This window comes from Planotetraspora thailandica (assembly GCF_016863335.1).
GTDB classification, from domain to species: domain Bacteria; phylum Actinomycetota; class Actinomycetes; order Streptosporangiales; family Streptosporangiaceae; genus Planotetraspora; species Planotetraspora thailandica.
Genome location: NZ_BOOR01000029.1, coordinates 103,106 through 123,535, shown reverse-complemented (window position 1 = coordinate 123,535; position 20,430 = coordinate 103,106). Strand labels below are relative to the sequence as shown.

Below are 20,430 nucleotides of genomic sequence, written 5' to 3'. Positions count from 1 at the left end.
AACCTGGGGGTGCTCCCCCCAACCTGGGGGTGCTCCCCCCAACCTGGGGGTGCTCCCCCCAACCTTGGGGTGCTCCCCCCAACCTTGGGGTGATGGCCCCGACCTTGGGGTGATCATGCAGAAGTTCGCCGGAGTATGCCTCTACCAGGCGCTATTCCGTTCGTGATCATGCAGAAGTTCGGGATCATGCGGCCTGACCAGCGGGAACAGCTTTCGTGATCATGCACTTGTTTCGAGCACCGCATGATCACGATCGGCGAAATCGCAGGTGGCGCCGCGTGCCGTCGAACTTCTGCATGATCACCCCCAACGGGCATGATCACCCCCAGGAGCATGATCGGCCCTGAGGGGAGGGGGAGAATCGGGAGCATGTTCACTGAGGCCATGGGGCAGGTGCCTGCCGGCGTGGGAGTCGTCACGGTCAAGGACGGGCGTGACGACCTCGGCACGACCGTGGCCACGCTCCTGTCGGTGTCCCTCGACCCTCCGCTCGTGCTGGTCAGCCTCGACTCCACCAGCTACTTGACCGAGGTTCTGCTACGCCAGGACCGCTGGGCGGCCAGCCTGCTCGCGGACGGCCAGCAGGCCATCGCGTCGAGGTTCGCCACCCCGGGGCGCCCCAGCGCCCGGCTTCTCCTCGCGAGCACGCCTCACCACCGTGGCGAGCACAGTGAGGCGTTCGTGATTGAGGGCGGCGTCACCGCTCTCGAGGTCGAGACCACGCGGGTCGTTCCGGCAGGGGACCACACCCTTTTCATCGGTCAGGTGCTCGCCGTCGCCTATGTCGACGCCGGAAAGGCCCCCCTCGTACGGCTTCGCGGCCGCTATCGCCCAGTGCCCGGGGCGCAGAGCGCCCCCGAGTGGCCCGCCCCCGGCACGAACGTCGATCAGCCCTGACGGTCAGGGCCCACGAAGATGATGACTTGGCCGTCGCTTCCGGCCAGCGCGTCGTAGACGTACCAGTCGCGCTCGACCTTGTCGGCGGGGATGCCGTTCGGATACGGCTGGTCAGAGCCGTCGTGCTCGTACCTGTACTCGATTCTGGTGATGTGCCGTCTGCCCGCCTCGGCCAGGACATCGGAAACGGTGCGTCCCCTCACGTCGCTCAGCCCGACCCCCTCGCCTGGCACGTCCCCGTCCGCGGTGTTGTAGTGCTCGCCCGGCAGCGCCGTTCGGCCGAAGACGACACTGAGATGGCCCTTGAAGGAAAATGGGATCTTGATGCCGACGCCGCAGGTCAGCGGCCCGCATGCGCCCTTTGCCGTGATCATTTGCACGTCACTGCCGGCTTCGTCGCCCCCTAGCGCGAGCACCGAGCCCGCCCTCTGCCGCGAGGAGGGCTCCAGCGTGAGGTCGATGTCGAGCCCCCGCTCGGCGAACTCCCGCCGGTAGCGGGCAGGATCGGCGACCGGATCCTTCACCTTCACGACCAGATAGTCGTCCTGCCGGGTGAACGACAACGCCGCGGCCTGGGCGTTAATCGGCCCGATCACGACCGGGCCGATCTTCTGCCCCGGGCCGGCCACCAATGTGACGACGATCGCCGCGGCCGCCATCGTGCCCACCGCCGCGACCCCGAGCAGCAGCCGTCCCGGGCGTCTGAGCTTCGTGCCGGAACGGGGCGCAGCCGTCCGCGCACTTTCGCCGGCAGAGGTCGTCATGATCTGTACGGCCAGCTCCGCCCTGGTCTGCGGCTTCACCATGGCGCCGGCCACCTCATCGGTGACGGGCGCGATCTCCTTGATCAACGCGTCGGGGTTCATGCGTTGTCTCCTTTCACCACTGCCACCCGGGGTGCGGGCATTTCGAAGGCGCCGCCGTGGCGTTCCATCTCGCGGGCCAGGCGCCGGCGTGCCCGGTGCAGCCGGATGCGTACGGCGTTGCGTGAGCAACCGAGGACGACGGCGATCTGTCCGGGATCGAGGCCCTCCCATGCGGTCAGCGTCAGCAGCTCGCGGTCGTCTTCGGACACCCTGTTCAGCGCCTCCGTGACCGGGTGCGGCTCAGCCGGAGCCACGTCCTGCAGCGCCTCGGCGAGATCGGCTCGCAGGCGGTCACCGAGCGCGAGGCGCCGGCGTTCGCCTCTGTGGTGATTGGCGAGCACGCGCCGGGCGACGCCGTACAGCCATGGCCTGGTCTGCTCGCCGGGCGGCACGTCGTCCAGCCGCCGCCAGACCGTCAGGAACGTCTCGGCGAGCACGTCGGCGGCATCGTGGGAGTTGGCCGTACGGCGCAGTGCATATCCGAGCACGGGGTCGTGGCCCGCCGCGTAGATCTCCTCGAAACGGCGCCGTCTCTCGGCAAGAGGATCGTCGGGGGGCCTGATATCGGGGGGAGGCAATCTCACTCCTTCGTGCGTACGCCGGGGTTACGGCGTCTCGCGGTGAAGCTGACACCTCGCACATGTCCGCCACGCGGCCGAGCATTTCGGGCGGCATTTCGGGCCTTCAGCGCGTCATGGGCCTCCCCGCGCCCGAGCCGATGAACGCATGGCAGCCCAGGTGTCATCTGAGGCGTGAGTCACCAGACGTCGCCGTCGCGCCAATCACAGGTGAGGTCGCCCTCCGGGTCCAGCGTGGCGGTGACGGGCAGCACGTAGATGCCGTCGTCTTCCTCCTCGGTCCGTGTGACGCCGCCGGGGGTGAGCGCCCACGACGGCCCCCGCCACGGCTCCCAGCCTCGTGCGGCGTAGAAGGTGAGCGCCTCCTCGCTGGAGCTCAGCGCACCGAGGTCGTAGCCGCCGCGGATCAGGCGTTCCATCTCGGCCATCACGGCCGCGCCGTACCCGCGTCGCCGCATGCCGGAGAGCACGCCGACCGCTTCGACGTACCCGGTGCGAAGCGCGCGCCCGCCGTGCAGCATGCGCCGCTGGACGAGCGAGCCGTGGGCGACGAGCTCGGCGCCCTCCCAGACGAGCGCGTGCATCCCGCCCAGGGCGTGCTCCCAGTCGTGGTCGCTCAGGTCCTCGCCGAAGGCGTCGCCGAGCAGGCTTCGCACGGCTCGGAGCGTGGCCGGGTCGAGATCGGCCGTATGCGCGGTTCGGATCTCCATACGGTCATCATCGCCGCCGGGCGACGGGATCGGCTATCGGATCGTCCACCAGCCGGGGAGCATCAGCGGACCGCGGGCGGGCAGACCCAGCTCGCCGGCGAGCCGAGCCATGGGCCCCCACGCCTCAAGACGCACCCGGGCGAGCGCGGCCGACTTGTCCTCACTCGACTCCGGTGGGCGCAGCCGTTCAAGCGGGTGCATGCGCGGATATGTCCGTACCACCGCACTGCGAGACAGGCCTGCGCGCTCACGGGCGATCGTAAGCGCGTCCTCCACGCCGCCGAGCTCGTCGACGAGACCGGACTCCCGCGCGTCCGCGCCCGTCCAGACGCGGCCTCTGGCCAGCTCGTGGGCGCGTTCCCTTGTCATGTTCCGCCCTCGGGCGACCTTCCCGACGAAGTCGTCGTAGATACGGTCGAGCCAGGTGTTGACCCGCTCCCACTGCTCGTCGGAGAACTCGCGCGTGGGGGAGAACATGCTGGCGTTCGCCCCTTCGGAGACCGCTTCGGTCACCACGCCGAGCCTGCCCAGCAGCTCGCCGACGACCGGTTTGCCGCCGAACACGCCGATCGACCCGGTCAGCGTGCCCGGCTGGGCGACGATCACGTCCGCGCCCATCGACACGAAATATCCGCCGGAGGCGGCGACATCGCCCATCGACACGATCACCGGCTTGCCGGCTTCGCGGGCGAGCACCACCTCGCGCCAGATCGCGTCGGAGGCGACGTACGAACCGCCGGGGCTGTCCACGCGGAAGACGATCGCCTTGACCTTGTTGTCCCACCGTGCCGACCGCAGGGCCGCGCACATCGTGTCCGACCCCATGGCGCCCCCGCCGCCGAGAGGAGAACGGCCGCTGCGTCCGAGGCGGATCGCGCCGCTGCCGTGCACGAGCGCGACCACGTCTTCGCCGGGGTGGGGAAGCCTCTTGGCCAACGAGGCGGCCTTGGCATAACGCGACACGTAGAGCAGGTGGGCGTCGCTCCCGAGCGCCTCGGCGTAGACCTCGTCGCGATATTTGAGCGCGTCCACGAGCCCCGCCTCGACGGCCTCCTGCCCGAGGAAGGGCCCCCGGTCGATCAGCTCGCGTACGTGTGCCGGCTCGAGCGAACGCGCCGCGGCGATGCCGGCCGTGATCTGCTCGGTCACCGACTCGGCGATCCTGGCCGCCGACTCACGGTGAGCCTCGGTCATGCGGTTCTGGGTGAACATGTTGGCTGCGGTCTTGTACTCGTGCCGCTGCCCGAGCTGATATTCCACCCCGGCCTTGGCGAGCGCGTCGCGTAAGAACCGCTGCTCCAGCGTGACGCCGGTCAGCCCGACGTCGCCCGACGGCTGCAGATATACCTTTTCGAACGCGCTGGCCAGATAGTACGGAACCGTTCCGGCGCCGAACTCGCCGAAGGTCTCCGCGAACGCGATCGTCGACTTGCCGGCCTCCCTGAGCCGGGACACGGCGGCGCGCAACTCCTGGACCATGCCGAGGCCGAGGGGGTTGCCTCCGATCTTCACCACTAGGCCGCGTACGCGAGGATCGGTGCGGGCGCGCTTGAGCCCGGACAGCACGTCGGTGAGCCGAGCTCTCCGCATGGACAGCACCGCGCCGAGCGGGTCGGAGGGCGGGCCCTCGGACAGACCCTCGGTGAGATCGAGCTCCAGTACCAGTGGCGCGGTACGCCGCTGACGAAGCCGGTTGACCGTCTCGATGATGGCCTTAGTCGCGTCCATAATTGTCACCATAAGCGAACGTTCCGCCAGTCAGGCCCGATCGATCACCCCCCTTCCGCGTGATCATGCAGAAGTTCGGGGACTTGCCCGTGACCAGCTCCAACCCTGGGCGTGATCATGCAGAACTTCGAGCATCCGGTGGTTCAGCTGTGAAAACCCATCGCGTGATCATGCAGAAGTTCGGACGTGGTGCTGCCCACCTGGGGAAACACGATTCGTGATCATGCATTCCCTCATGTACGGCCAAGCCGTACATAGCGGCCGCGCCCGGATCCGTACTGCATGATCACCGATGCGGATTCCGCAGGCCGGAGGGTGTGTGCCCGAACTACTGCATGATCACGATCTGCAAAAACCCAGGTCGGCGCATGCATCACCGAACTTCTGCATGATCACGAAACGAGAAGTCGCAGGCTACGTGATCATGAGTGGCGGAGCCAGATGGCGCCCAATGGGGGGACGCGGAGCCGGGCGGAGTACGGAAGGCCGTGATGCGGCACGTCCACCGCCTCCACGGAACCCAGATTGCCGACCCCGCTGCCCGCGTATTCATAGGCGTCGGTGTTGACGATCTCCTCCCACCCGCCTCCCACCGGCAGCCCGAGCTGGTAGTCCTCGTGCGGCCCGCCGGAGAAGTTGGCCACGCACGCGAGCACGGACCCGTCGGAGCCGTACCGCAGGAAGGAGAACACGTTGCCCGAGGCGTCGTCGGCGTCGATCCAGCGGAAGCCGTCCGGCGTGGTGTCCTGGGTGAACAACGCGGGCGTCTCGCGGTAGATCCGGTTCAGGTCGCGAATGAGCCTCTGCACGCCCTTGTGGAAGTCGAAGTCGAGCACCCACCAGTCGAGGCCCTTCGACTCCGACCACTCCGCGCCCTGGCCGAACTCGCCGCCCATGAACAGCAGCTGCTTGCCGGGGTGGGCCCACATGAAGGCGTACAACGCGCGCAGGTTGGCGAAACGCTGCCATTCGTCGCCGGGCATCTTGCCCAGCAGCGACCCCTTCATGTGCACGACCTCGTCATGTGACAGGGGCAGCACGAAGTTCTCCGAATAGGCGTACATCAGGGAGAACGTCATCTGGTGATGGTGGTACTGCCGGAAGATCGGCTCGTGTGCGAGGTAGTTGAGCGTGTCGTGCATCCAGCCCATGTTCCATTTGAAGCCGAAGCCGAGCCCGCCGAGGTGCACGGGCCGCGACACGCCGGGCCAGGCGGTCGACTCCTCGGCGATGGTGACGATTCCCGGCACCTCGCGGTAGCAGACGGCGTTCATCTCCTGGAGGAACTCGATCGCGTCGAGGTTCTCCCGGCCGCCGTGGATGTTGGGCGTCCACTCGCCGTCGCGCCGCGAATAGTCGAGGTAGAGCATCGAGGCGACGGCGTCGACGCGCAGCCCGTCGACGTGGAACTCCCTGAGCCAGAACAGCGCGTTGGCCACGAGGAAGTTGCGGACTTCACGGCGGCCGAAGTCGAAGACGTAGGTGCCCCAGTCGGGATGCTGGCCGCGGGCCGGGTCCGCGTGCTCGTACAGCGGGGTTCCGTCGAAACGCGCGAGCGCCCATTCGTCCATCGGGAAGTGCGCGGGCACCCAGTCGACGATGACGCCGATGCCCGCCGCGTGTAGCTCGTCGATGAGGTGCCGCAGGTCGTCGGGTGAGCCGAACCGCGACGTCGGGGCGTAGTACGACGTGACCTGGTACCCCCACGACCCCCCGAACGGGTGCTCGGCCACCGGCAGGAACTCCACGTGTGTGAAGCCCAAGTCCCTCACGTACGCGACCAGTTCGACCGCCAGCTCCTGATAGGACAGGCCGGGCCGCCAGGAGCCGAGGTGCACCTCGTAGGTGCTCATCGGCTCGGTCAGGGCATCGCGCTGCGCGCGCGCCGCGATCCAGTCGGAGTCCCGCCAGACGTACTCGGTGCGCTCAACGATCGAGGCGGTCGCCGGCGGCACCTCCGTACGGCGGGCCATCGGGTCGGCCTTCTCCCGCCACGTGCCGTCCATGCCGAGGATCTGGAACTTGTACCGGGTGCCCGGGCCGATGTCGGGGATGAACAGCTCCCACACACCGGAGCGGCCGAGCGAGCGCATCGGGTGCGCCGAGCCGTTCCAGTGGTTGAAGTCGCCGATGACGCGTACACCCTGCGCGTTGGGAGCCCACACGGCGAAGGCGGTGCCGTCGACGTCCTCGTGGCGTAGCACGCGCGCGCCGAGCGCCTCCCACAACCGTTCGTGCCGTCCCTCGCCGATGAGGTGCAGGTCGACCTCGCCCAGCGTCGGCCAGTGACGGTACGGGTCACCCACCTCGTACGGCGTGCCGCCGGGATAGGTGATCCGCAGCCGGTAGTCGGGGATCTTGTCGACTCCGGGGAGGGTGACCGCGAAGATCCCGGACCGCACGTGGCGCAGCTCATGGGCCTGGCCGTCGACCAGCGCCTCGACCTTCTCCGCCAGGGGTCGCAGCGTCCTGATCGTCAGGCCGTCGGGGTCGAGGTGCGCGCCGAGAATCGCGTGGGGGTCGTGGTGCGCCCCGCCTGCCAGCCGGTCCAAGTCCATTTCTCAACCCTGCCCTAGAACCATCCGGGGTCCCACTAAATCAGCAAATTTGGGCCCGGCCTGATGTCGTCCTGACGCTCAACCGAAAGCGGCAAGGGGGATGGACACCCATGAAGGCCGGTTGCGCGCCTCGTAGACGACCTCGTAGACCGCCTTGGCCAGTTCGAGCGCGCGCAGGAGGACGGCGTCGCGGCCGCGGATGCGCCCGCCGGCCTCCGAATAGCCCGCGAGGAACGCCGCACGGTTGCGCTCCGCCCATTCGCGCGCCCGCTGCTCCAGCGAGTCGGCGCGCGGATGACCGGCGAGCAGGTGCCGCGCCGCGTAATCGAACGAGCGCAACATGCCCGCCACGTCCCGCAAAGGCGAGTCGAGCGCGCGGCGCTCGGCGAGGGGCTGCCCGGGCTCGCCCTCGAAGTCGAGCACGACCCAGTCGGCTGTAGTGCGCATGACCTGGCCGAGGTGGTAGTCGCCGTGCACCCGCTGCACGGGGATCTGCTCGTCGAGGTCGGCCAGCCGGTCGAACGCGGCGCATGCCACGTCCGCGTGCGCGGCCAGCGGAGGCACCTCCGCGATGGCCTTCTCCAGGCGCCGGCGGAACCGTTCGGTCATACGTTTTATCTCGGGCGGCTCGATCGTCCCCGTGGGAAAGGCCGCGGCGAGTTCGCGGTGCACCTCCGCGGTGGCCACGCCGAGCCGGTGCGCCTCGGCGGCGAAGTCGCCGCCAGCGTCCTCGGCCGGCAGCCCGGCGGCGGTGGCGTAGAGGTCGCGCACGCTGGTCAGCGCCATCGTCCAGCCCTCGCCCGCGTTCGGCAGATACTCCTGCATGATCGCCAAGGTGGTGGGCTCGCCGTCCAGCACGGTCTCGATCCACCCGTACGGCCTGGCCACGTGGGCCGACGCGGCGGCGGACAGGGCGCTGATCACCTCGAGCTCCGGGTTGAGGCCGGGCGTCAGCTGACGGAACAGCTTGAGGATGTATTTGTCGCCGTAGACCAGCGAGGTGTTGGACTGCTCGGCGGTCAGCACGAGGCTGCGCTGCGAGGTGTCGATGGTGGCACCGGGCGCCTTGCGGAACCGGAGCCGCTGCACCCGCAGCTCCCCGTCCATGCCGGTCAGCAGCTGCGACGTCAGCGAGGCGTCGTGGGCGGCGTCGTAGGCCCACACAGGCCGGCCGTCCCAGTCGCACGAGCCGATCAGCACATGCTTCAGCCTGTCGGGCAGATGGGTGCGCAGCCCGATCGGGAGCTGGTAGCGCGTGGTGCGCTCGCCCTGCCGTACGGACACGATGGCGTGGACCAGCCGCGGGTCGCCCTGACCGAGTTCGGTCAGGGCGCCGACGGACAGGTCGTCGATCGCGCGCCCCTTGCCGGCGAACCACCGCTGTCCGGTGATCCAGCCGGCGAGAAGCTCCTGAAGTGAAGTCGTCACTCCTCCTTCGCGCCGACCGCCCTCGGGGGTACGGGCAGTGTGAACCAGTAGAACCCATGCCCCGGAAGCGTCAAAAGATACGGAAGCTCGCCGATTGCGGGGAAAGGAACTCCGCCCATGCACTCGACCGGCATCGATCCCTCGAACCTGCGCAGGTCGAGCTCCACCGGCTGCGGGAAGCGCGACAGGTTGTTGACGCACAGCACGCGGTCGTCGCCGAGCTCCCTGACGAACGCGAGCACGCTCGGGTTGGAGGAGTTCAGCTCGGTGAAGTCGCCCAGGCCGAAGACCGGGTGACGCTTGCGAATCTCGATCATTCGCTTGGTGAAGTGCAGCAGCGAGCTGGAGCTCTTCTGCTGCGCCTCGACGTTGATGGCCTGGTAGCCGTAGATCGGGTCCATGATCACCGGCAGGTAGAGGCGGCCCGGGTCGCAGTCGGAGAAGCCGGCGTTGCGGTCGGGCGTCCACTGCATCGGCGTGCGCACGCCGTCCCGGTCACCCAGCCAGATGTTGTCGCCCATGCCGATCTCGTCGCCGTAGTAGAGCACGGGAGAGCCCGGCAGGCTCAGCAGCAGCGCGGTGAACAGCTCGATCTGGTTGCGGTCGTTGTCGAGCAGCGGCGCGAGGCGGCGGCGGATGCCGACGTTGGCCCGCATGCGCGGGTCCTTGGCGTACTCCGAGTACATGTAGTCGCGCTCTTCGTCGGTGACCATCTCGAGCGTGAGCTCGTCGTGGTTGCGCAGGAAGATGCCCCACTGGCAGTGCTCGGGGATCTTCGGCGTCTGCGCCATGATCTCCGAGATCGGGTAGCGCGACTCCCGCCTGACCGCCATGAAGATGCGCGGCATGAGCGGGAAGTGGAAGGCCATGTGGCACTCGTCGCCGCCGGTGACGGGGTCGCCGAAATACTCCACCACGTCGGCCGGCCACTGGTTAGCCTCGGCCAGCAGCACGCGGTCGGGATAGAGCCGGTCGATCTCGGTCCTGACCCGCTTGAGGTAGGCGTGGGTCTCCGGCAGGTTCTCGCAGTTGGTCCCCTCGGCCTCGAACAGGTAGGGGATGGCGTCCATGCGGAAGCCGTCGATGCCGAGGTCGAGCCAGAAGCGCAGCACCTCAAGCATCGCCTCCTGCACCGCCGGGTTCTCGTAGTTGAGGTCCGGCTGGTGGTGGAAGAAGCGGTGCCAGTAGTACTGCTGCCGCACCGGGTCGTAGCTCCAGTTGGACGTCTCGGTGTCGATGAAGATGATCCGGGCGTCCTGGTACTTCTCGTCGGTGTCGCTCCACACGTAGAAGTCGCCGTACGGACCGTCGGGGTCGTTGCGGGAGGCCTGGAACCAGGGGTGCTGATCGCTCGTGTGGTTCATGACGAGATCGGCGATAACGCGGATGCCGCGCTTGTGCGCCTCGTCGACGAGCTTGACGAAGTCCCCGAGATCGCCGAAGTCGGGAAGGATCTTCATGAAGTCGGCGATGTCGTATCCGCCGTCGCGGAGCGGGGACTCGTACAACGGAAGCAGCCAGAGGCAGTCGACGCCGAGCCACTGGAGATAGTCGAGCTTGCCGATCAGCCCGCGGATGTCGCCGGTGCCGTCCCCGTTCGAGTCGGCGAAGCCGCGGATCAGCACCTCGTAGAAGACGGCCCGTTTGTACCAGTACTGGTCCCGAGGCTTCTCGTGCGTGAAGGTGTTCGGGATGGGCCTGATCTGGCTGGGCTGAGGTGTGGAGCTCACCTTTTGACTCCCCGGATGTGCAGGGCTGCGCTCACGGGCGGTGCGCTGACCCGTGGCGGAGCGTGAAGACGTGTGCGGGATTGACGTGCGGGTCGAGGCGCACGTAGTCGGCCTGCCCCCATCGGTACGACTCGCCCGACAGTTCATCATGCACGACGAACTGGTCCTGCCAGTCGAGACCGAGTGCGGGCATGTCCAGCCGGACAGTCGCCTCGTGGGTGTTATGCGGATCCAGATTCACGACGGCCAGAACCACATCGCCTATGCCGTGCCTTCGTGTGGCCGTGTCGTAGGCGCCGGGCAGTCGCTTGGAGAAGCAGATCACGTCCGGCTGGTCGACGTTGTGAAACCGTAGGTTACGCAATTCCTGGAGCGCCGGGTGAGCTCTTCGCAACAAATTGAGCTGCGTGATGAACGGCGCGATCGTCCGCCCTTCGCGCTCGGCCGCGGCCCAGTCGCGCACCCTGTACTGATATTTCTCGCTGTCGAGGTATTCCTCGCTCCCGGGACGTACCGGGATGTTCTCGGCCAGCTCATATCCAGAGTAGACGCCCCAGGTCGGCGACATGAGCGCCCCCAGCACGGCCCTGATCTTGAATGCGGGAACCCCGCCGTGCTGAAGGTATTCGTGGAGGATGTCCGGCGTGTTGACGAAAAGGTTCGGTCGCAGGAAATGCGACGTCTCCTGCGACAACTCCGTCAGGTACTCCTCCAGTTCGGGCCTGGAGTTCTTCCATGTGAAATAGGTGTACGACTGGTGGAATCCGATCTGCGCGAGCGTCTGCAACATCGCCGGCCGGGTGAACGCCTCGGCGAGGAACAGCACGTCCGGATCCGTGGCGTTGATGTCGGCGATCAGCCGCTGCCAGAAGTTCACCGGCTTGGTGTGGGGGTTGTCCACGCGGAAGACCCGCACGCCGTGGTCCATCCACAGTCGCACGACCCGCCTGACCTCGGCGAAGATCCCCTCAGGGTCCTTGTCGAAATTCAGCGGATAGATGTCCTGGTATTTCTTCGGCGGGTTCTCCGCGTACGCGATGGACCCGTCGGCGCGGATGTTGAACCACTCGGGGTGCTCCTTGACCCACGGGTGGTCGGGGGAGCACTGGAGCGCGAGGTCGAGCGCGATCTCCATGCCGAGGTCCTTCGCCCTGGCCACGAAGTCGTCGAAGTCCTCGAACGTGCCCAGATCCGGATGGATCGCGTCATGTCCGCCCTCGTCCGATCCGATCGCCCAGGGCGACCCGGGGTCGTACGGCTCGGGGGTCAGCGTGTTGTTCCGCCCCTTGCGGAACTGCGTGCCGATCGGGTGGATCGGCGGCAGGTACACGACGTCGAAGCCCATCTGGGCGACGGCCGGCAACCGCTGCGCCGCAGTCCGGAAATTTCCGGACTTGGGGGCGGTGTCCTTGTCGACCAGCGCGCCTTCCGACCGGGGGAAGAACTCGTACCAGGAGCCGAACAGCGCACGGCGCCTGTCGACGCGCACCCTGCTCCTGCCGGACCGGGTCACCAGGTCGCGCAGCGGATGCGCCGCGATCAACGCGGCCGTCTCGGGCAACTGGGCGGCCGTGAAGCGTGCCCGCGGGTCGAGCCGTTCGTCGCGCAGGCGCTGGGCGACGGCCAGCAGTGCGTTCCGGTGCCCGCACGGCTCTCCGCCGTTGGCCCGCCCGCACTCGGCCGGCCGTACGGCCCTGGCCGCACGCTCGAACAGGCGGGCGCCCTCCTCGCACATGAGATCGGCGTCCAGCCCTCGGGGGATCTTGATCTCCGCGTCGTGGAGCCACGTGGCGATGGGGTCGCTCCACGCCTCCACGCGGAACTGCCACATGCCCTCCGTGGGAAGCGTCACCTCGACGCTCCACCGATCGGTGCCCTGGGCGACCTCCCGCATGCGCGTCAGCCGCCTCGCCGACCCGCGCGGGTCGATCAGCACGACCCCCGCGGCCACAGCGTCGTGCCCCTCGCGGAACACGGTGGCGCTGATCTCGAAGGTCTCGCCCGCCGCGGCCTTCGCGGGACGCCGCCCGCTGTCGACCGTGGGGCGGATGTCCTGGATTGGGATTCTTCCGATCATCGTCGCTCACGTTAGCGACGGCACGCCCGGTGCCGCCGGAGATTCAAGATCTTCTTTTCCAAGGCGATCAGGGAGATTTCCCTGGGGTCGCCCGCTTGTTCATATGGCCCGCTGCCGTACGGCCGCGCCGGTCGGGCGCGCCGGACGACGCCGGGGTGTTGCCGTGCTTTCCGGTGGTTCTGCCCTGGCCGCATCGAACGAGGTGCCGTCGTGCGGTGGTGCGGTGGATCCCGTGGTGCGGATCACAGTGGTCGTGCGGACCCCGTCCCGCCGCCGGGCGGCACGAGGCACGTCGGGGGAACTTTCGCTCATAGAGGAGGTGCCCCAATAGTCCCCGCTTACCCCTGCGGATGAAAGACTGCGCCGCGTGATCGTCACACCACCGTGGAGTGAGCGACCAGCCTCGGGCGGGCCGTACCATCACGGTGGTATTCACCTGAACCAGTGTAGTTTTGTGAGGTTTGAGCAGGTTTGTTAGTGGTGAGAGCGCTTATGCAGGAAACCCGGGGGAGTCTCCGGCCTGCGGGCGTTTCTGCCTCGGACAGAGTGTTTCGGTCGCGCGTCGTGGCGCTGAGTAACTAGGGTCTGGCCCCGTGAGAGCAATCCGCAGGTTCACCGTCCGCACCGTCCTTCCCTCGCAGCTCGAGCCGCTGGGCGAGCTGGTCCGGAATCTCCGATGGTCCTGGCACCCGGAGACCATGGACCTGTTCTCAGAGGTCGATCCCGACGTCTGGGAGCGCGTCGATCACGACCCCGTGGCGCTGCTCGGAGCGGTGGAGGCCGAGCGGCTGCGCGAGCTCGCCCAGGACAGGCGCTTCCTCCGCAGGCTGGCCGACGCGGCCGACGACCTCCGCGAATACATGACCGCGCCGCGCTGGTACCAGTCCCTCGACGGCGCACCCGCCGCGATCGGCTATTTCTCCCCCGAGTACGGCATCGCCGCCGCCCTGCCCCAGTATTCGGGCGGCCTCGGCATCCTGGCGGGCGACCACCTCAAGGCGGCCAGCGACCTCGGCGTGCCGATCCTCGGCGTCGGCCTGCTGTACCGCCACGGCTACTTCACCCAGTCGTTGTCGCCCGAGGGGTGGCAGCAGGAGCACTACCCGTCGCTCGACCCCGGCGGCCTGGCGCTGACGCTGCTCAAGGAGGAGGACGGCTCGGCGGCCCGGGTCAGGATCAACCTGCCGGACTCGCGCGTCCTCCACGCCCAGATCTGGATCGCCCAGGTCGGCCGGGTGCCGCTGCTGCTGCTCGACTCCGACATCGCCGACAACGACTCGGCCGCCAGGGACGTGACCGACCGGCTCTACGGCGGCGGGACCGACCACCGGCTCGTCCAGGAACTTCTTCTCGGCATCGGCGGCGTGCGGGCGATCCGGGCCTACTGCCGCATCACCGGCCACGCCGAGCCCGAGGTCTTCCACACCAACGAGGGCCACGCGGGCTTCCTCGGCCTGGAGCGCATCCGCGAGCTCACCGAGGCGCGCCTGTCGTTCGACGAGGCGCTCGAAGCCGTCAGGGCGGGCACCGTGTTCACCACGCACACGCCGGTCCCTGCCGGGATCGACCGCTTCCCCGCGGAGATGATCGCCAGGCAGTTCGGCGGGCCCAACGCCTGGCCGACGGTGAGCGTCGACCGCATTCTGGAGCTCGGCGCCGAGCCGGAGGGCTCCGACGCCGACCCCTCGGTCTTCAACATGGCCGTCATGGGCATGCGCCTGGCCCAGCGGGTCAACGGCGTGTCGGAGCTGCACGGCCACGTCAGCCGGGAGATGTTCAAGGGCCTGTGGCCGGGCTTCGACGTCGACGAGGTGCCGATCGGGTCGATCACCAACGGCGTGCACGCCCCGAGCTGGGTCGGCCGCGAGGTCATGGAGCTGGCCGGCGAGGAGCTGCCCTCGCTGATCGACATGACGCAGGGCTGGGACGCCGTCCGGAAGCTCTCCGACGCCGACATCTGGTCCATCCGCGGCGGGCTCAGGAGACGCCTCGTGACCGAGGCGCGCAAGCGGATCAAGCGGTCGTGGCGGCAGCGCGGCGCGGCCGAGGCCGAGCTCGGCTGGGTGGACGAGGCGCTCGACCCCGACGTTCTGACCATCGGGTTCGCCCGCCGGGTGCCGTCGTACAAGCGGCTCACCCTCATGCTCTCCGACCCCGAGCGGCTCAAGCGCATCCTTCTCGACCCGGACAAGCCGGTCCAGATCGTGATCGCGGGCAAGGCGCATCCGGCCGACGAGGGCGGCAAGAAGTTCATCCAGCAGATGGTGCGTTTCGCCGACCAGGAGGACGTCAGGCACCGCATCATCTTCCTGCCCGACTACGACATGGCCCTCGGCCGGCTCATGGTCACCGGCTCCGACGTGTGGATGAACAACCCGCTGCGGCCGCTGGAGGCCTGCGGCACGTCGGGCATGAAGGCCGCGCTCAACGGCGGCCTCAACCTCTCCATCCGGGACGGATGGTGGGACGAGTGGTTCGACGGCAACAACGGCTGGGCCATCCCGAGCGCCGACGGCGTCACCGACCCCGAGCGCCGCGACGAGCTGGAGGCGGCCGCGCTCTACGACCTGATCGAGCGTGAGGTCGCCGACCGCTTCTACGACCGCGCCGCCGACGGGCTGCCGCGCCGGTGGCTGGAGATGGTCAAGCACACCCTCAGCTCGCTCGGTCCCAAGGTGCTGGCCGGCCGGATGCTGCGCGACTACGTGCTCGACCTCTACGGGCCGGCCGCCAGGTCGTCCAGGGCTCTGGTGTCGGACGACCACGAGAACGCTCGCCAGTTCGCGGCGTGGAAGCTGCGCGTCACCCAGGCGTGGCCGGGCGTCCGGGTGGAGCACGTCGAGGCCGCGGGGGTCGGCGACACCCCCGAGCTGGGGGCGCGTCTGGAGCTGCGGGCGACGATCGCCCTGGGCGAGCTGTCCACCGACGATCTGCAGGTGCAGGCCGCCTACGGCAGGGTCGGGCCGCACGACGAGCTGATCGCCCCGGCCTACGTGACGCTCAAGGCCGACTCGGTCGGCGACGACGGCCGGGCCTACTACACAGGCGACCTGCCGCTCGACCGCACCGGCGCCTTCGGCTACACCGTGCGCGTCGTGCCGTTCCATCCGCTCATGGCCTCTCCCGCCGAGCTCGGGCTCATCGCGGCGCCGGAGGAGCCCGCGGGCATGACCAACGGCACCCTTCGCTAGATCGGTCCTCGCCGGTCCTGCACGAATAAAGCCAAAGGCCTCATTCGTGCAGGACCGGCCTTTTTTGTCACTAATCCGGGAACGAACCGGGGCGAAGGGGTACTGGCCGCGCTCACGTGGAGGCACGATGCAGGCGTCGGCGGAGAGGAACGGCGGAGGAGGGCCCCAAAGCGGTCCACTCCACGTCGCGATGATCGCACCCCCCTGGTACGACGTCCCGCCGCGCGGCTACGGCGGCATCGAGGCGATGACGGCCTGCCTGGTGCGCGGTCTCACCCGCCGCGGGCATCGGGTGACGCTGATCGGCGCGGGCGGAGGCGCCGACCTGCGCACATACGAGGAGCCTCCCTCCGAGCGCATCGGCGAGCCGTTCCCCGAGGTGGTCCATGCCGCCAAGGCCGGCAGGTTCCTCGAGGGCCTCGATCCCGACGTGATCCACGACCACTCGCTGGCCGGTCCCCTGGGCGCGGAGGGGAGGGCCGCGCCGACGGTCGTCACCTGTCACGGAGAGGTCCGCGGAGAGCTCGGCGAGTTCTACCGATCGCTCGGCACGACGGTCTCCCTCGTCGCCATCTCCCGGGCGCAGCGCACCGACGCGCCCGACCTGAACTGGGTCGGCAGGGTGCACAACGCGGTGGACACGAATTCGTTCCCCTTCCGCGCGCGCAAGGACGACTGGGTCTTGTGGATGGGGCGGCTGAACCCCGACAAGGGAGCACACCTCGCGATCGAGGTCGCGCGGGCGGCGGGCCGTCGCATCCTGCTGGCGGGCAAACGCACAGAGCCCGCGGAGTTGGCCTACTTCGACGACCACGTGGCCCCCCTCCTCGGCCCCAACGCCGAATATCTCGGGGAGGCGAGCGCGGAACTGAAACACGAGCTGCTCTCCAGGGCACGATGCCTGGTCTTCCCCCTCCAGTGGGACGAGCCGTTCGGCATGATCATGATCGAGGCCATGGCCTGCGGCACCCCCGTCGTCGCCCTCGGGCGTGGCTCCGTGCCGGAGATCGTGACCGACGGGGTCACCGGCTTCGTCCGCACCTCGGTGGACGAACTGCCCGCCGCGGTCGAGGACGCGGGCCGGCTCGACCCCGTCGCGATCCGCGCCTGCGCCGTCCGCGACTTCGACCTCACGGTGATGGCCGAGGGATACGAGCGGATCTACCGGAACGTGGTCGGCCGTGCCGGACTCCGCCCGCGCTTCCTGGCGCATCCTGAGCAGGCCCCGCCGCTCCTCCGCTGATCTATGGTGTTACGGTCACGGCGGATGTGACACGATCCGGCACGTCGGAGGGCGAGGACGTCATGGGTGAGTTCGTCAGCGTGGAGATCGCCGACCACATCGCGACCGTACGGCTGGACCGGCCGAAGATGAACGCCCTGAACCGGCAGGTGCAGGAGGAGATCGCCGAGGCGGCGCGGCTCGTCGACGCCGATCCCGGGGTGCACGCCGTGATCATCTACGGCGGGGAGCGGGTCTTCGCCGCAGGGGCCGACATCAAGGAGATGGCCGGCATGTCCTACGCCGACATGGCCGTGCACTCCCGCGTCCTTCAGGACTGTTTCACAGCTGTGGCCAGGATCGGCAAGCCGGTCGTCGCGGCGATCACCGGATACGCCCTGGGCGGGGGCTGCGAGCTCGCCCTGTGCGCCGACTTCCGCGTGGCGGGAGAGAGCGCCAAGCTCGGCCAGCCCGAGATCACGCTCGGGATCATCCCGGGCGCGGGCGGCACCCAGCGGCTTCCCCGGCTGATCGGCCCGGCCAGGGCCAAGGATCTGATCTACACCGGGCGGCATGTGGACGCGGCCGAGGCGCTGGCCATCGGGCTCGTCGACAGGGTCGTGCCGGACGGCGAGGTCTACACCGCGGCGCTCGAACTGGCCGCGACGTTCGCGGGCGGTCCCGTGGCCGCGGTCAGGGCGGCCAAGCTCGCGATCGACCACGGCCTCGAGACCGACCTCGACACCGGCCTGGAGATCGAGCGCCTGCAGTTCTCCGGGCTGTTCGCGACCGAGGACGCCAAGGAGGGGATGACGGCCTTCGCGGACAAGCGCAGGCCGACATTCCAGGGCCGCTGAGCCTTTCGGGCGCTGTGCTCCCTTCAGGGGATCATGGGGATATTTGCAGCTAAAGTAGCCCTCCATGATGCAGTCCCTCGTGCGGGTCCTGGTTCCCGGGCCCGCACGGCGCGCCGTACGGGCCAGGATCGATGCGAGGTACGCCACCAAAGCAGACCTCCGGCAGGAGATCAGGGCCCTGCGACAGGAGATCGAGCGGCTGCGCACGCTTGTGACCGCCACCGCGAACGGAGCGAAGGCCGCCGACGACGCGGCGAACGCCCGGCGGCTGGCCGAGGAGACCGCCGAGGCGCTCGACCACGTGCTGCAGAACGAGGTGCGTCTCAGGCAGGCCGTGGACGGCCTGGCCGCCCGGCTGCCTGCGACCGACACAGCGAGAACCGACTCAGCGAGATAGGACGCCATGCGCGTTGAGTGGACGTTCGACGACGGCGTCTGGCATCTAGCCTTCCTGCTCGATCCCGAGGACGAGCTCACCGGCCTGTGCAGCGACGGCGCGAGCATGGAGCTGCGCACCAACACCTGCCAGGTGCGCCTGCCCGGCACCGCCACCAGCGGTCCCGGCGTGCACCCCGACCTGCTCGCGGTCGCCGCGTGGACCGTCGCGGCCCCCTGGACCAGGAAGAGGGTGACCTTCGACCGGCCGATCTCCCCCCGGCTCGCCGAGGTCTTCCGTACGGACTGGGATGTGGACGCCGGGCCGGTCGGCGCGGACCCGCGCGAGGGGACGCGCCTGGCGATCTCCTACAGCAGCGGCGCGGACTCGATGGCGGTGGCGGACGTCTTCCCCGACGCGCCGTTCATCTACTTCCACCGGGAGAGCCACCCCAGGGTGCCGAACCGGTGGCCGAACTATCGCGCCGACGTGCTCGCCCGGCTCGCCGTGGAGACCGGACGTGACGTCACGATCGTGAAGTCGGACCTGGAGTTCGTGCTCAGCCGCCCCCGGCCCGGCTATCCCGAACACCACGCGGTGCTCGCCGGAGCGCTCCTGCTGGCCGACGACATGGACCTGGGCGCCGTCGCCTTGGGCTATGAGCTCGGCTCACGCTGGCTGGGCGGCGACCGCTACATCCTGCGGTACACGCCCGACAACCCCATGTGGGCGCCCGAGGGCAGGTGGGGCAGACTGTTCACGGCGGCCGGCCTGCCGCTCGTGCTCCCGGTGGGAGGCGTCAGCGAGGCAGTGACCATGCGTCTCGCGCTCGAGTCGGACCTCCGCGATCACGTGCGCTGGTGCCTGACGGGGTCGGACGGCCCCTGCGGCGTCTGCGGCAAGTGCCTGTACAAGGAGCTGATCCAGGCGGCCGTGGAGCGGCGCCCGCTCAGGACCACGCTCAAGGCCACCAGCGCGGTCGCCCGCAAGTGGCAGGAACCGCCGCCGTACGGCGGGCAGGAGATGATCGAGTACGGCTGCGCGCACATTCCCGGCATCGAGGACACGCCGTTCGCCGCGGCCGCGCGGTACCTCCAGGCGACGGAGGCGTCCACCGCGTGGCTGGAGCGCTGCTACCCCCCGGCGATCGACGAGATTCCCGAGCCGTGGCGCAAGCAGGTCGACGCATACATGGTGGACAGGGTCGGCCTGATGACGGACGATCAGGCGCAGCGGGTGGAGACATGGGGGACACGATGAAGATCTACGTGTCGGTGGACATGGAGGGGGTCACCGGGCTCACCGACCCGGAGGAGATGCACGCGGGAGGCCGCGGCTACGAGCGCGGGTGCGAGCTCATGACCGGCGACGGGAACGCGGTCGTCGCGGGCGCGTTCGACGGCGGCGCCGAAACCGTACTGATCAACGACGCCCACGGGTCGACCAAGAACCTCAGGATCGATCTGATCGACCCCCGGGCCTCGCTGATCAGGGGACCCGGCAAGCCGCACCGGATGGGCCAGGGGCTGGCCGGCGACTTCGCGGCGGCCGTCTTCGCGGGGTACCACGCCAGGGCTGGAGTGCAGCACGGCGTGCTCAACCACACGTGGATGGGCAAGGAGATCCACAACGTCTACCTCAACGGCGAGATCTGCGGTGAGACGCGGCTGGTGGCCGGTCTGGCCGGCTCGCTCGGCGTTCCCGTGGCCCTGGTCACCGGCGACGAGGCCGTCTGCGAGGAGGCGCGCGAGCTGCTCGGCGACGTCGAGACCGTCGCGGTCAAGAAGGGCGTGGACAAGTTCTCCGCCGAGCTGCTCCCGCCGAGCGTCGCCCAGGCCAGGATCCGTGAGGCCACCGCGCGGGCGCTCGGACGGCTCGGGGACTTCCGGCCCTACAAGGTGAGCCCGCCGTACACGCTGGGCGTCGAATGGAACTCGACCGCGATCGCGGCGGGATGCGCGATCGTGCCCGGCACCAAGCTGGTGGGCCCCCGGCACACCGAGTTCACCACAGATGACTATTGGGACATCATGTCCCTCTTCGGTATCTTCGCCACCATCGCTGGCCGGATCGCCTGCGGCAGCGGTGTGTACGGGTGATCGTGCGCGACTGATCAAAAAAACATAAGACGAGCCTTGGCCAGATGGGGTGCGCTGGAAAGTGTGCGATTTCACGTCGGGTGATGTGACCGTCGGGTGCGCGAGGCCGCGTG

General features: G+C 68.8%; 15 protein-coding genes. 7 read left to right on the top strand and 8 right to left on the bottom strand.

Annotated elements, in window-relative coordinates; all coding sequences use genetic code 11:
* The first annotated feature begins 369 nt into the window (after window positions 1–369).
* A complete protein-coding gene (locus Pth03_RS20690) occupies window positions 370–897 on the top strand; it encodes a flavin reductase family protein (RefSeq protein ID WP_239119217.1) in 528 nt (175 codons plus the stop codon).
* Here Pth03_RS20690 and Pth03_RS20685 read toward each other — a convergent pair.
* The 8 genes from Pth03_RS20685 to Pth03_RS20650 form a co-directional block, all read right to left on the bottom strand.
* Window positions 888–1,763, bottom strand: coding sequence for a hypothetical protein (locus tag Pth03_RS20685; RefSeq protein WP_203945968.1), 876 nt, complete (start codon window positions 1,761–1,763; stop codon window positions 888–890). The genes Pth03_RS20690 and Pth03_RS20685 overlap by 10 nt on opposite strands.
* Window positions 1,760–2,341: an RNA polymerase sigma factor gene (locus tag Pth03_RS20680; protein WP_239119216.1), complete on the bottom strand. Its 582-nt coding sequence runs from the start codon at window positions 2,339–2,341 to the stop codon at window positions 1,760–1,762. Before Pth03_RS20680 ends, Pth03_RS20685 begins: the two co-directional genes overlap by 4 nt.
* 179 nt (window positions 2,342–2,520) lie before the next feature.
* Entirely contained in the window at window positions 2,521–3,051 is a 531-nt protein-coding gene (locus Pth03_RS20675; RefSeq protein ID WP_203945967.1) for a GNAT family N-acetyltransferase, read from the bottom strand.
* A 33-nt stretch (window positions 3,052–3,084) separates the two neighbouring features.
* A complete protein-coding gene (sppA, locus tag Pth03_RS20670; protein ID WP_203945966.1) occupies window positions 3,085–4,779 on the bottom strand; it encodes a signal peptide peptidase SppA in 1,695 nt (564 codons plus the stop codon).
* 422 nt (window positions 4,780–5,201) lie between these two features.
* Window positions 5,202–7,337 carry a 1,4-alpha-glucan branching protein GlgB gene (gene glgB / locus Pth03_RS20665; protein ID WP_203945965.1) on the bottom strand — a complete coding sequence of 712 codons (2,136 nt, stop codon included), beginning with the start codon at window positions 7,335–7,337 and terminating at the stop codon, window positions 5,202–5,204.
* A 78-nt stretch (window positions 7,338–7,415) separates the two neighbouring features.
* Entirely contained in the window at window positions 7,416–8,765 is a 1,350-nt protein-coding gene (locus Pth03_RS20660) for a maltokinase N-terminal cap-like domain-containing protein (RefSeq protein ID WP_203945964.1), read from the bottom strand.
* Complete coding sequence (gene treS / locus Pth03_RS20655; RefSeq protein ID WP_239119215.1) at window positions 8,762–10,495, bottom strand: maltose alpha-D-glucosyltransferase; 1,734 nt, start codon at window positions 10,493–10,495, stop codon at window positions 8,762–8,764. Before treS ends, Pth03_RS20660 begins: the two co-directional genes overlap by 4 nt.
* Before the next feature lie 31 nt (window positions 10,496–10,526).
* Window positions 10,527–12,572 (bottom strand): alpha-1,4-glucan--maltose-1-phosphate maltosyltransferase, encoded by a 2,046-nt coding sequence (locus Pth03_RS20650; protein ID WP_203945963.1) that lies wholly within the window; start codon window positions 12,570–12,572, stop codon window positions 10,527–10,529.
* 593 nt (window positions 12,573–13,165) lie between these two features.
* Here Pth03_RS20650 and glgP point away from each other — a divergent pair.
* From glgP to Pth03_RS20620, 6 genes are all read left to right on the top strand, one after another.
* A complete protein-coding gene (glgP, locus tag Pth03_RS20645) occupies window positions 13,166–15,763 on the top strand; it encodes an alpha-glucan family phosphorylase (RefSeq protein ID WP_203945962.1) in 2,598 nt (865 codons plus the stop codon).
* Window positions 15,764–15,953: 190 nt separating this feature from the next.
* Window positions 15,954–17,006 carry a glycosyltransferase family 4 protein gene (locus Pth03_RS20640; RefSeq protein WP_239119214.1) on the top strand — a complete coding sequence of 351 codons (1,053 nt, stop codon included), beginning with the start codon at window positions 15,954–15,956 and terminating at the stop codon, window positions 17,004–17,006.
* A gap of 62 nt (window positions 17,007–17,068) precedes the next feature.
* A complete protein-coding gene (locus tag Pth03_RS20635) occupies window positions 17,069–17,842 on the top strand; it encodes an enoyl-CoA hydratase/isomerase family protein (RefSeq protein WP_203945981.1) in 774 nt (257 codons plus the stop codon).
* Window positions 17,843–17,906: 64 nt separating this feature from the next.
* On the top strand, window positions 17,907–18,239 hold the full coding sequence (locus tag Pth03_RS20630; protein WP_239119213.1) for a hypothetical protein: 333 nt from the start codon (window positions 17,907–17,909) through the stop codon (window positions 18,237–18,239).
* A 6-nt stretch (window positions 18,240–18,245) separates the two neighbouring features.
* Window positions 18,246–19,478, top strand: a complete 1,233-nt coding sequence (locus Pth03_RS20625; protein WP_203945960.1) for a DUF6395 domain-containing protein — start codon at window positions 18,246–18,248, stop codon at window positions 19,476–19,478.
* Window positions 19,463–20,317 carry a M55 family metallopeptidase gene (locus Pth03_RS20620; protein WP_239119212.1) on the top strand — a complete coding sequence of 285 codons (855 nt, stop codon included), beginning with the start codon at window positions 19,463–19,465 and terminating at the stop codon, window positions 20,315–20,317. Before Pth03_RS20625 ends, Pth03_RS20620 begins: the two co-directional genes overlap by 16 nt.
* Window positions 20,318–20,430 lie beyond the last annotated feature (113 nt).